The organism is Acinetobacter colistiniresistens, from assembly GCF_024582815.1.
In the GTDB taxonomy this organism is placed as follows: domain Bacteria; phylum Pseudomonadota; class Gammaproteobacteria; order Pseudomonadales; family Moraxellaceae; genus Acinetobacter.
In genome coordinates this window covers 2,602,538-2,614,731 of record NZ_CP102099.1, presented here as the reverse complement: position 1 = coordinate 2,614,731, position 12,194 = coordinate 2,602,538, and the positions used below count along the sequence as shown (strand labels likewise).

Below are 12,194 nucleotides of genomic sequence, written 5' to 3'. Positions count from 1 at the left end.
GGACTGTAGTTTTGATATGATTCATACACTTAATAATAAGAGAAAGTTTTAATTCTTGCTAAACAATCACTATCAGAAGCCCGAATAATCCAATCATGACGATTTACTGTTTTTGATAAGTTGATCTGCCTAAAAATATTAAGTTTAGCAGTCTGAATACCTTAATTTTACTTTGATCTAGCAGTCATTTTTTGATTATACTGCTGCCACATTTCTCCTACGACGTAGCGCTGATATGAAGTCCAGTTTTCGTCAACATTTGCTTAAGTGGCGTGCCAGTCTCGGCGCGGTTACTTTGCTGTGTTTGCTCTGGCATATCTTCTTACCAACGATGGTTCATACAGGCGTCGTACCTGCACTTTATGCAATGCCGAGTCATTGCCAGGTCACTGAAATTCAAAATGCACCGTTGATGTCTCAGACGCATTCAGGTCATCATCAACACAGCATGCATGACATGCATCACGGACAGCAGCTACAGCATGCTAAACATGCTCAGCTCAGTGAATATGCACAACAGGTGTATGCACTGGCTAGCCAAATCATGAAGCATTGTCCTCTCTGCTCCCATGGTCTAGATGCTGCTGCAATCGTCCCGCTCATTGCATTCATTATTATATTTCTACTGGCTTGGTTCAGTCGCGTTCGCTGCCTGTGCCATACGTGGACAGAAGATCTGCACATCGCCCGTATCTTCTATATTTTCCCAATCAAACAAGCCCCGCCACTCGCTTTATAAAACGCAAATTTTACTTCGTACCCCGTAAATAACGGTGGTGCGTTCTCGTTTATTGCTTTTTATTGAGTTCAAAATGAATACTCCATTCCGTTTGTCTGTACTTGCGGCTGCGTGCCTATCTGTTGGCTATAGCTCTGTTGTTTTTGCAGAAACTGTACCTTCTGATGCAACCAAAACCTTAACCACGATTGTAGTCACCGCAAGTCGTGAAGGTGAATCGATTAATAATACCCCTGCTGCGATCAGTAAAATTAGCAACAAGGACATTGAAGATAAACATGCAACCTTTATTGGACAAATCATTAATCAAACACCAGGTGTGTTGATGAATGATTTGGGCAATGAACAGCATATGATGTCGATTCGCCAACCGATGACCACAGCTGCTGTTTATCAATATTTAGAAGATGGGATTTCAATTCGTCCCGTGGGTGTGTTTAACCACAATGCCTTATATGAAGTGAATTTGGCAGGTATTGATAGTATCGAAATTTTAAGGGGCCCTGCCAGTAGCCTATATGGAAGTAATGCGATTGGTGGAACCATTAATTTCCTGACCAAAGCACCAAGTTCAACACCAACGGCCGATCTAGGCATCAGTGCCAGTTCTGAGGGATATCGCCGTGTCGATATGGGTGCTTCAAATACCTTTGACAGCGAATTTGGTGAACATGGTTTAAGGTTCTCAGCCTATGCCAGTGACCGTGGTGATAGCTGGCAAGACCATGCTGAAAGCAATAAACAAAGCATAACGCTCAGACACGATTGGCGCATCTCTGATGCCACACAAATCAAAAATATTGTCAGTTATAATCATTTAAAAGCAGATATGACCGGTAGCTTAAATCTGGAGGATTATCGTAAACGCCCAGGATATAGCTACCAAACATTTACCTATCGTGAAGTCGATGCCACCCGGCTTTCTTCTCAAATTAGCCACCAGTGGAATGATCAGCAACAAAGCCAAGTCACTTTATATTATCGTGATAATACCACCGAGCAAAATCCAAGTTATAACATTCGTACCGATATCCAAAATGGCAAACCGACAGGCACTTATAGTGGGCAAACTACCTATAATGCCTTTCAATCTTATGGTTTAAATGCTCAACACGCGATTAGTTTTGATCAAGTCAAACTGATTGTGGGTGCAATGGCTGAACACTCTCCCAACCAAGCCAAAACCAATGATATTCAAGTTTTCCGTGATCCGAACACTTTGGTCTATACCGGTTATCAACAACGCCAACGCCTACGAGATTTTAATGTTGACGTGAATAATCAGGCCGTCTATGCGCAAGCCAATTGGCAAGTTTTACCGACTTTAAATTTAGTCGGTGGTGCACGTTATGACTGGATTGGTTATGACTATGAAAATAAATTAACGCCTTCAAAAATTACAGGTGCGCCAGATGAAAAGCGCAATTTCCACAAAGCCAGCCCTCAAGTCGGTTTTGTCTGGAACATGACGCCAGCAATTGACCTGTATAGCAATTGGTCACAGGGGTTTGTCCCACCCGAAGTCAGCAGTTTATATGGTGCGAATCTGGTCACGCCAGACCTAAAGGAAGCCACATTTGAGAATATTGATGCGGGTTTACGCTTCAAATTATTGGATGATCGCTTAGATGGTGAAATCACTGTATATCGTTTAGTAGGTGAAGATGAAGTGATGAGCTATACCAAGCCAGACAATACCCGTGAGCCACGCAATACAGGTAAGACTTTACATCAAGGCATTGAAATTGGGGGAACTTGGAAGCTCAGTGAACTTTATGATCAGCGCTTAAAACTCTCAGGCAGTGTTGCCAAACATGAATATAAGCAGTTTCAACCTTCCAGCGTTTTAGATTACAGCGGCAACACCATGCCAAGTGCACCTAAAACATTTGGTACGCTTGAATACCAGATCAAGCCCATACCTGAACTATTACTTTCTGCGGAAGCCGTTTATGTCGGCTCTTACTGGATTAATGATGCCAACACGGAAAAGTATGATGGCCATACTTTGCTGAATCTACGGGCCAACTACCGTAAAAATGCCTATGAAATCTATGGGCAAATCCTGAATGCCACAGATCAGCATTATGCGGAAAGTACTTCGTTCAGCAATAATCAGGCCAGCTATACACCTGCTGCGCCTCGAACCTTTTTATTAGGCTTAAGCTACCACTTTGGGAAATAAGCCATGAATGCCAGACTACTGAAAAAACTACTGTCATTACACCGTAATTTTGGGATGGTGTTCGGTATTCTCGTTTTACTTTGGTCTTTAACAGGTGTGTTGCATCCAATCATGAGTGCAACACAACCTCAACCTGTAAAACGAATGCCCCCATCTCAACAATTGGATTTAACACATGCATTAGCGGCAACGGATGTTTTAAAACAACATCAGATAGCACAATTTTCAGCACTACAGGTGATTGAATTAAAGCCTCAGCATTTTGCTTATCGCGTCTTACAACCCAATCAAAATATTGCTGAATATTATGATAGTCAGACAGGTCAATTGCTGATTGATGCAGAACAACAAGATGCCCAACGTTTAGCACTTTGGTATACAGGCTTATCGCGACAGGACATTGTATCCAGCCAAATCATCACCACATTCAGTGATGATTATCCGAGTGTCAATCGTTTACTGCCTGTTTGGCGTGTTGATTTTCAAAATGGTTTACGTGCCTATGTTGATCCTTCACAAGCCCGATTGGCCACACTCTCCAATGATCAAAAGATGTGGATGGCAAAAATCTTCCGCTTAGGTCATACCTGGACATGGGGTGATCAAGCTTGGACAGGTCAGACTATTCTCATGCAGCTGGCTTTGATTGGCATACTGTGCATGACTTTTATGGGCATTGGCTTATTTTTTAAAATTCACAATCGACGCAATCACCGCTTAGGGCATAAGCCAACTCGTTTTCTGCACCGCTATTTAGGCATCAGTCTAAGCGTGTTTATTCTGCTTTGGGTGATGAGTGGTTTCTATCATCTTTGGCAGAAAAAACCTGATATTAAAAACATTCAACCTGTTTTTCATACTACTGATTTAACTACTCAAGCATGGCAGCAGGTCACGACACACCCCATTCAACGGCTGGATCTTGTTCCAACATCCTTTAGCGAAACACATAGCCATGCAGCATGGATGATTCAAGCCATTGGACAAGCACCACTACAAGGAAGCATGACAGCAGCAACGAAGGAGCACAATCATCACCCTAGCAAAACAGCGGCACCTAACATTCAATTTGTTGATGCCAATAATACTAAGGCACTTGATATTCTTGAACAAAGCAAACTATTGGCTGCAAGCTATTTAGGATTACAGCCTGAGCAAGTGCAACACGCTTCATGGGTGACCAGCTTTGGAGGAGAATATGGTTTTATCAACAAACGCCTACCCGTGATCAAAGTTGAGACGCAGTTAGAGAATCAACTCAGACTGTATATTGAGCCTAGCAGTGGCATGATTGCAGCACAAGTTACCCAACAAGATGCTTTAGAAGGATTTAGCTTTGCTTATTTGCACAAATGGACATGGTTGCCAATAGATAAAACACTTCGAGATATCATTCTAGGTACGATTGCCGGATTGGTTGCTGTACTTTCTGTACTTGGTTTCTTGGTTCAACTACGTAAGCGCTAACATCATGAGAGTGATCCTTCTTTTTTAGCAGGATCACGTCACCTCAAGCGATTAATTTTTTTAAATGATATAGAATGAAGCAATCACAACACTGAGAATCACACCCGTTTCAGTCAGCTCAATTGCTGCACCTACAGTATCGCCAGTAATCCCGCCAATACGTTTAATAAATACAGAACGCAGATAGAAAAGCATCAGTAAAAAAACCAATAGTGCAACTAAACCCACCCATTTAAATATACAAAGCAATGAAATTGTAATGACAAAAACCATCCAAAGTTGCTTATTTGGCATAAAATCAGTCATAGAACGCCCTAAGCCTTGAGCACGCACATAAGGTGTAGTGAGGAATAAAAACAGTGGCACATTGCGCCCCAGCATAGGCAAGACAATTAAAAAGGCAGCCATTTGTTGTTCGAGCAAAACATATAAGGCCACAAATTTCAGCAAGCAGACTACGACTAAACTCAGCACGCCGATTGGACCACAAGCAGGGTCTTTCATGATTTTCAGGGTTCGTTCAGGATCACCAAATCCACCCACCCACGCATCTGCACTATCCGCTAAACCATCGAAATGTAATCCACCCGTCAGCCAAATCCAGAGTACAAGGATCAACGCTGCACTCAAGATGATCGGAAGCTTTATCAATAACATTGCTGAGGCAAATAAAATCATTCCAAGCAACAAGCCAACCAAAGGATAAAATAATAATGCCTGACCATTCTGCTTGGCACTTGGCATTGTTTTGAGCTCAATCGGTAAAACGGTCAAAAACTGCAAGGCAATCCAAAAAGGTGTCATGCAACCTCTCAATCACATCAGGTTCATCGTGCATGGATTATGAAGAAATAAAATTGGGAATAGCAAGCTATTCCCAAATGAAAAGGTCGAATATCTTAGATTATTGAATTTGATAACATTGTTTAAGCTTCAAATAATCATAATAAAAACTGTTATTGCTATAACGTGCGTAGTTACAACTCGGTTTAAATAAAGTTTCTTTCTCGTTATAGAACATTTTCAGCAAGGTTGTGCCTTGCTTATCTTGATAAATATCCCACTGTAGATTTGCTGCCATCGGTGACACCGTCTCACCACGCCAAGCACTGGTGTTATAACTATAAGTTTGACGTAACGGTAACGACTGCATCATGTTATGCAACTCTAAACTGGTCGCCAAAGGAATAATGATTTCAGCATGAGCAAAACGTAATACTGCACGATGGGTTTGCTGCTTATCCACAATCGCATCGACCTGTTTAAATAAGTCCTGTTTTAAACCTTGGGCAATTGCACTGGTGACATTCTTCGATTCGGTAAAACTTGGACCTTTAGTGTAAAAATCATTGGCATCGTTAAATTCAGCATAGAACTTTGCTGCATCTACAGGCATATACTGATCAAAATCAGTCCCTTTCAGTTCAGTTTTCATGCCGCCTGAAATCGAATACAACTCATAGATATAGGCCGCTGCATCCACAGCACTGGCAATACTATTTTTTCCCTTACCTTTTTCAGTGATGGTTTCACCTTTAGGTGACGTGACGCTATAAGAGCCGGTATTGCTAAATACATATCCCGTTGTTCCCAATTTTTTAATAAATTCAGACTTAAAAAGTGGATTCAACACGCTCATTGCCACCTGTTCAGCACGGCTATTTTTCACAAGCTCATTGAGTTTATTGACCAGATCTGCATCATCTTCTTCGAAATGCTGATAGGCTTGACTGGCATCGTAAATCGCCTGTTGTTGCGCCGATAAAGGTTGTACTAGATCTTGCTCTTTGTTCAAACTATGAAAATAGAGTTTAAAACGATCAACGCCACCATCTTCAATTGATGGCACACTGCTACTGGCTAAGCTCGTGTAGGAGACTGGGATGATATGTGTCTTTAATTGTGGCTGCTGTTGGAGCAATTCAGCAGTAAAAAACTTGGCGCTATCTACAGCACGGTCTACACCCGAGCTTTGTACTAAAATTGATGATGATTGCTGTGCTGCAGTTTGGAACAAAGTTGGAAGCCGTTGCAATAAACGATCAGCAATACCGCGATGCTCCTGAATACCTTGCATGCTTTCATTGCCATAGCCAAACTGACGGATGCCATCCACACCATAACCGAGAAGAATATTAGCCTTCATCATACTTTCCAAATCTGCCCCCAGCTTTTCGCCTAAAGATGTGAGCGCATTTTCAGCTTTGGCCTGTTTCCATAGGTTATACAGCGCTAAATCATATTTGATGCTCGATAAGCCGCGAGAACCATGACGGGCAACCAGTTCAGTAAATACTGGCTGAAACCCTTGCGGAATGGCTTCATATTTTTTTAGATCTTGTTGCGGTTGGTATGGAGTTTTAGTCTGATAATATTTTGATGCAGTACTCGTTTCTGGCGGATTTTGCGATTCTACGTGATCGTCATTATTACATGCCGCCAATACAATGCTCACGCATAACACACTGCTTTTCAATAATATATTCATGGATGATTTGCTTATAGGTCAAGAAATGCCCTGTATCATAGACAGCGGCAATGACAGTCCGATTACAAGACCCAAGCAAATACTGGAAATAGAATAAGATTTTATCGCTGCTAAGTTGCTGTCTTTTCAGAAAAATGAATTGTATTTTCAATTTGAGTTAAGTTTAAAGAATATAGCTTTCCTAACTCTGCGGGCATGGTTAATAGATCATCTAACTTATGATGACGTGCCAAACAAGTGAGTAATTTAATTACACCACCGTGTGTCACCACCAAAGCCCTGTTCCAATGATGCTGCTGCATTTGCATGTAAATATCATCAAAACCATGCATAACGCGCTGCTGAAATTGATTCAGTGACTCCCCATTGGGTGCTTGATATCGGGTTGGAAATTGCCAGAAATTTGCCAATAACTCAGGCTCTGTTTCATAAATGGTTTGCGTGGCAATACCTTCCCAATCGCCAAAATACATTTCCTTAATTTCTGCATTGAGCAGCAAAGGTAATTCAAGTTGTTTCGCCAGTGCTGCCGCAAATTTTTGGCAGCGTTGTAATGGCGAACTGATGATTACATCCCATTGTACTTGAGCAGCAAGATGCTGCTCAACGGTGGATTGCATTTGCAACCAACCTTGTTCAGTAAGCGCATCATCCAAATGTCCACGTAAGGTATGGCTGAGTGTCGTTTCCCCATGCCGCAGTAAATCAAGGTGCAACTTTATCACCCGTAACCGCAGCTTCGGCAAAGGTTGCCATTTGATTATGCAGCACACAAGCCAGTTGCAACATAGACAGTGCAGCTCCTGCACCACTACCTTCACCCAAACGCAAATTCATATTTAAAATAGGTTGTGCATCCAATGCATTTAAGACACGTTGATGTCCATACTCAGCTGATTGATGTCCAAACAGCATCCATGCATGGCTTTGTGGTTGCATACGTACCGCACACAAGGCTGCAACCGAGCTAATAAAGCCATCTACCACAATCGGCAAACCGATTTGTGCACAGCGAATATAAGCGCCTGTCATTGCCGCAATTTCTAGACCGCCAACAGCTGCCAGAATTTTTAAAGCGTCATCCGCCACATTCTGTTGATGCAGCTTCACGGCTTGATCAATGACAGCGATCTTATGTTGTAGTTGTTGGTTATTAATTCCTGTCCCCACACCCGTCAGTTGTGCAGCACCTTCATGCAACAACAAACAGGCCAGTGCTGAAGCTGAACAGGTATTTCCTATCCCCATTTCCCCTGCAATAAAAATATCAGCAGCTTGTGCTTTAGCACGATCAACGCAGTCTTTACCCAGTTGTAAAGCCGCTAAGCATTCCTGTTCCGTCATTGCGACTTGTTGAGCAAAATTAGCGGTACCTGCACGAATGCAATGCCGCTCAACCCCAACATAATCATAGGCTTCACCCACTGTACCGCAATCCACCACTTGTAAATGTGCATGATGATGTTTGGCAATCACACTGATAGCTGCACCGCCTGAAGCAAAATTTTGCAGCATTTGACGGGTCACGGCCTGCGGATAAGCCGAAATATTTTCGGCTACAACGCCGTGATCGCCTGCAAAAATCGTGATCCAAGGCTGCTGAATCTGTGGATGGAGCGTGCCTTGTAAGCTGGCCAACTGTATTGCAAGTTGTTCAAGTTGGCCCAAAGCACCAGTTGGTTTGGTCAATTGCAGTTGTCGTTGTTCAGCTTGTTGTTTCGCATCTAAGTCGGGTTGCTGTACTGCGGCTAAAAACCATGGCGCTTGTTCAGTCATGTTATTTCTCATCTTTTAAAATCATTGGAAAGCCTGCTACACAAAACACGACTTTATCGGCAAGTTGCCCCAGAGTCTGATGCAAACGCCCTGCTTCATCGACAAAACGACGGCTAATTTCTCCCATTGGTACCACTCCCAGCCCAGTTTCATTGCTGACCAGAATAATTTGAGATTTTAGTTGTACTAAGACTTCGAATAATTTTTGCATCTGTTGTGACTGAAAATCTGGGTCTTCAGCCAATAATAAATTACTCAGCCATAAAGTCAGGCAATCAACCAAAATCACTTGGTTTGCTTGATCGCATTGCAAGAGTTGATCTGCCAGATAAATCGGTTCTTCAAGTACCTGCCAATGTGCTGGGCGTTGCTGTTGATGATGTGCAATACGCTGCTGCATTTCTGCATCTAAGGCTTGCGCCGTTGCAATGTAAATCACCGATAAACCTGTATCTTTGGCAATTTGTTCTGCCAAACGGCTTTTACCTGAGCGTGCTCCGCCTAAAATCAGTTGCAACATATCTAACCTAGTTCAATTTGATGATAAGGATACAGTAATCCTTGTAAAATCTGAGCTTTATAATAACCGAAAGTTATTTTTTCGACCTGAAACTTTATATTTTTTATTGAAAGTTGTTGTATCCGCTCCAGTACAATATTACTGAGCCAAGCTTTACGATACAGACCTAAAGTAATATGCGGACAATATTCAAGTGCAGCAACCTCATTCGTCACTTGAACAAATTGTTGGCGAAGCTGAGCCAGTACATGATCTTGGTCTTTGATATGCAAAAATAAAGCACTGCTAAAGCTATCTATCTGTCTAATTTCCAGCTCAAAAGTTGTCAGCTGTAATGCTTTAAGCATTTTGATCTGTTGCTCTAACTTCTGAATCTGAAAATCATCATCGTACTGCTGAGCAGCAGGTTGCAAGAAACCACAAACAAATAGGGTGATGTGATATTGACGTTGTTGTTTCGGAAGCAGCAAATCTGAAAATTTTGCCTGGATTTCATCTAAATATTGAATCAGTTCTGGCTGAGCAATCTCGATATACCACACCCCATAGTCCGAGCGCCCCACATGCCATTCAGGATAATCACGCTGTTCGGTTGCAATCAATTGCGTCTCTGTTTGTAATAACACAACTTCAGCATTCTGTTGAAAGTTGTGTTATTCAAACATAAACCTGTTTAGAAGTTAAGATATCTTCCCCAATCACGGGCATTTAAGCTGTCTGAAGTTTCAGTTCATCTAACTGTGACAAGAATGCTTCATGATTTAGTTCTGCCTGAATCCCTTGATAGAGTTGATTTAATAAGGCTTTCTTCTGGTTTTCAGTAATATCCATATGTTCAATATTGGTCTGTACATGCTTTACGATTTTAATTTCGTCCAACTCAAGCATTTTCAAGGCATAGACATAACCATAAATTGCGCCTTGCATTAACTTTTGATAAGGAAGCTGTTGTTGCACATGGCCTTCTAAACTGCCTAACACCCGCTCGCTTAGATTGAGTTTTCTGAGTGGATCACGAGCCACGCGCTCGCAGGGATCTTTATAGGCAGATCGACAAGAATGCAGGAAACTGTCTGCCATACGATCCAGTTCTTTGGCTTGGTTGGGAATCATATTGGCTAGGCCCAATTTAACTTCGTTGACCACCTGTTCAGCATATTTCATGATCTTTGGATCCGCCATGGCAATACCAATGGTGTCATGTCCAAGTGCACTGGCATACCACGCCAGCATGGCATGACAACCATTCCATAAGCGATTCTTAATGATTTGAATCTCAGAAATCTGATCGACTAAAATCATTTGGCGCATTTTACTCAATAAGGGACTACGGTTCTCCACATAAATCGGCATATCCGTTTCACTATGGAACAGGATGAGATCCATATTCTGTAGGAATTGCCCTGTTTGAAACTGCCCACGCATATCATCTAAACAATGTGTGATCTGCTGTTCCTGCTGTTCAGTCAGCGCGGTCTCATCTGACAACTCAATCGCTTCAGGATTCAGCTCATTTTGATATTGCTTAAACAGGTTATGCTTGATATTAAGCTGGCGATATAAGGCTTGATCACTAAGTTTGGATACCATTCGATTGACCACGGTATCGCAAAAATAATGCTCACTTAAAATATGTTCGGCAATATCCTCATCCGTCATGGTCAGTAAGGCTTCACGGATATGTTTCAAGACCAAATATTTTGCGCAGACTTTATTTAAAATAATCAAAAAAGTAATCGGCTCATTATTTTGTACATCTGCTGACATAAAACGAGCCAGTAGCCCCTTGGCAATGGTTTTGGCCTCAGACGCAATTGCCTGTTCAGGTAAGCAAAGTGCAATCAGACTAGATTGCATATACATTTCTAGCATCTGCTGTTCATTATCAGCATCAATCACTGTGAGATTATCAATACGCTCATCATAAGAAGACTGACCATATCGAATACTGTAGCGACCAAAACTATTCACGGACTCTAGGTATAGACGATTTCGGGTTGAGGCTAAAATACGTTTCGGTCGCGTATAACCATCCCAATAGGACAAGATCTGAGCCACATAACCGCCACCAATGGCACCAAAACCATGAATCCCAACGGTCAATTGATTAGAACTCTGTGGAAATAACTCTTGTAACTGTGGCATGCCCATTTCAGGAATATATTGGTCTAAAGCATTCAGACAGTCATACATGTCGGGATAATAGAAATTTGCTTTAGAGAGCATATGATCGTTAGGTTCTTTAATGTCTTTAAATAAAATCGTGATTCCGCCTGCATCATAGGCTGAACAAATACCATTCTCCGAGTCTTCAAACATTAAACATTGCTGCGGTTGTAGGTTTAGTTTTTGTGCGGCTTTTAAAAAGATTTCTGGATGCGGTTTGCCCTTTTCAACTTCATCCCCACAGACCAAAAGATCAAAAAATTTATAAACATTCGCATTAATGAGATATTCTTCGGCAATTGCTCGACGGCTTGAGGTCGCGACTGCCATTTTTAAGCCTGATTTTCTTAGGCGCTCTAAGACCTGAATCAATCCTTTTTTAATTGGTACACCATTGTTACGCACAAATTCTAGTTCCACTTCATCTGCACGTTTGCGAATCGCACCATAAGGAACATCTGCACCATAAAACTTTTGTGCCAGCTGCTCCGATGCTTTCGCACTTAGCCCTAGACACTGCATCAAATATTCATCTGAAAATTCCTGTCCAATCAGCTCTTTTGATGCCTGTTTCAATGTCTGGAAGCGTAAGCGCTCGGTATCAAACATTGTTCCATCCATGTCAAAAAGTGCGCCTTGAACAGGATAATCATGAAAAATAAGCATCTTTACTCCTTTTATCTATCTTGTTATGACGTTTTATAGGGTACATAAAAAGTGATGCTAAAATTCAAATCTTCAATAAATGAAATAAATTTGATTAAAAAATAAACAACAAAGCCATGTTTCTAGACAATATTCGACTGAAATAGTCTGAATACTTGCATTACCATAAAAAAGATGAGTCTTTTTT

The 12,194-nt window shown here is 41.7% G+C and carries 10 protein-coding genes; 3 read left to right on the top strand and 7 right to left on the bottom strand.

Annotation, left to right across the window (positions count from 1 at the left end):
* The first annotated feature begins 235 nt into the window (after window positions 1–235).
* The 3 genes from NQU59_RS12540 (at window position 236) to NQU59_RS12530 (ending at window position 4,391) form a co-directional block, all read left to right on the top strand.
* On the top strand, window positions 236–739 hold the full coding sequence (locus NQU59_RS12540) for a hypothetical protein (RefSeq protein WP_005241402.1): 504 nt from the start codon (window positions 236–238) through the stop codon (window positions 737–739).
* 73 nt (window positions 740–812) lie between these two features.
* Complete coding sequence (locus NQU59_RS12535; RefSeq protein ID WP_257063667.1) at window positions 813–2,924, top strand: TonB-dependent receptor; 2,112 nt, start codon at window positions 813–815, stop codon at window positions 2,922–2,924.
* 3 nt (window positions 2,925–2,927) lie between these two features.
* Entirely contained in the window at window positions 2,928–4,391 is a 1,464-nt protein-coding gene (locus tag NQU59_RS12530) for a PepSY domain-containing protein (RefSeq protein WP_257063666.1), read from the top strand.
* A 60-nt stretch (window positions 4,392–4,451) separates the two neighbouring features.
* On the opposite strand, the gene NQU59_RS12525 is transcribed toward NQU59_RS12530, so the two are convergent.
* The 7 genes from NQU59_RS12525 to mtlD form a co-directional block, all read right to left on the bottom strand.
* Entirely contained in the window at window positions 4,452–5,195 is a 744-nt protein-coding gene (locus tag NQU59_RS12525) for an adenosylcobinamide-GDP ribazoletransferase (RefSeq protein WP_005241399.1), read from the bottom strand.
* 100 nt (window positions 5,196–5,295) lie between these two features.
* Window positions 5,296–6,879, bottom strand: coding sequence for a histidine-type phosphatase (locus NQU59_RS12520; RefSeq protein WP_257063664.1), 1,584 nt, complete (start codon window positions 6,877–6,879; stop codon window positions 5,296–5,298).
* A 110-nt stretch (window positions 6,880–6,989) separates the two neighbouring features.
* Complete coding sequence (locus NQU59_RS12515) at window positions 6,990–7,595, bottom strand: histidine phosphatase family protein (protein WP_257063663.1); 606 nt, start codon at window positions 7,593–7,595, stop codon at window positions 6,990–6,992.
* Window positions 7,585–8,655, bottom strand: coding sequence for a nicotinate-nucleotide--dimethylbenzimidazole phosphoribosyltransferase (gene cobT, locus NQU59_RS12510; protein ID WP_257063662.1), 1,071 nt, complete (start codon window positions 8,653–8,655; stop codon window positions 7,585–7,587). Before cobT ends, NQU59_RS12515 begins: the two co-directional genes overlap by 11 nt.
* Window position 8,656: 1 nt before the next feature.
* Window positions 8,657–9,175: a bifunctional adenosylcobinamide kinase/adenosylcobinamide-phosphate guanylyltransferase gene (gene cobU / locus NQU59_RS12505; RefSeq protein WP_043969914.1), complete on the bottom strand. Its 519-nt coding sequence runs from the start codon at window positions 9,173–9,175 to the stop codon at window positions 8,657–8,659.
* Between the two features lie 2 nt (window positions 9,176–9,177).
* Entirely contained in the window at window positions 9,178–9,801 is a 624-nt protein-coding gene (locus NQU59_RS12500) for a 2'-5' RNA ligase family protein (protein WP_043969913.1), read from the bottom strand.
* 82 nt (window positions 9,802–9,883) lie between these two features.
* Window positions 9,884–12,007, bottom strand: a complete 2,124-nt coding sequence (gene mtlD, locus NQU59_RS12495) for a bifunctional mannitol-1-phosphate dehydrogenase/phosphatase (RefSeq protein WP_257063661.1) — start codon at window positions 12,005–12,007, stop codon at window positions 9,884–9,886.
* Window positions 12,008–12,194: the final 187 nt, after the last annotated feature.

Bases quoted from the DNA above. Each gene is read 5' to 3' on its own strand.
- NQU59_RS12540 (WP_005241402.1), top strand. From the start codon at position 236: ATGAAGTCCAGTTTTCGTCAACATTTGCTTAAGTGGCGTGCCAGTCTC.
- NQU59_RS12535 (WP_257063667.1), top strand. From the start codon at position 813: ATGAATACTCCATTCCGTTTGTCTGTACTTGCGGCTGCGTGCCTATCT.
- NQU59_RS12530 (WP_257063666.1), top strand. From the start codon at position 2,928: ATGAATGCCAGACTACTGAAAAAACTACTGTCATTACACCGTAATTTT.
- NQU59_RS12525 (WP_005241399.1), bottom strand. From the start codon at position 5,195: ATGACACCTTTTTGGATTGCCTTGCAGTTTTTGACCGTTTTACCGATT.
- NQU59_RS12520 (WP_257063664.1), bottom strand. From the start codon at position 6,879: ATGAATATATTATTGAAAAGCAGTGTGTTATGCGTGAGCATTGTATTG.
- cobT (WP_257063662.1), bottom strand. From the start codon at position 8,655: ATGACTGAACAAGCGCCATGGTTTTTAGCCGCAGTACAGCAACCCGAC.
- cobU (WP_043969914.1), bottom strand. From the start codon at position 9,175: ATGTTGCAACTGATTTTAGGCGGAGCACGCTCAGGTAAAAGCCGTTTG.
- mtlD (WP_257063661.1), bottom strand. From the start codon at position 12,007: ATGCTTATTTTTCATGATTATCCTGTTCAAGGCGCACTTTTTGACATG.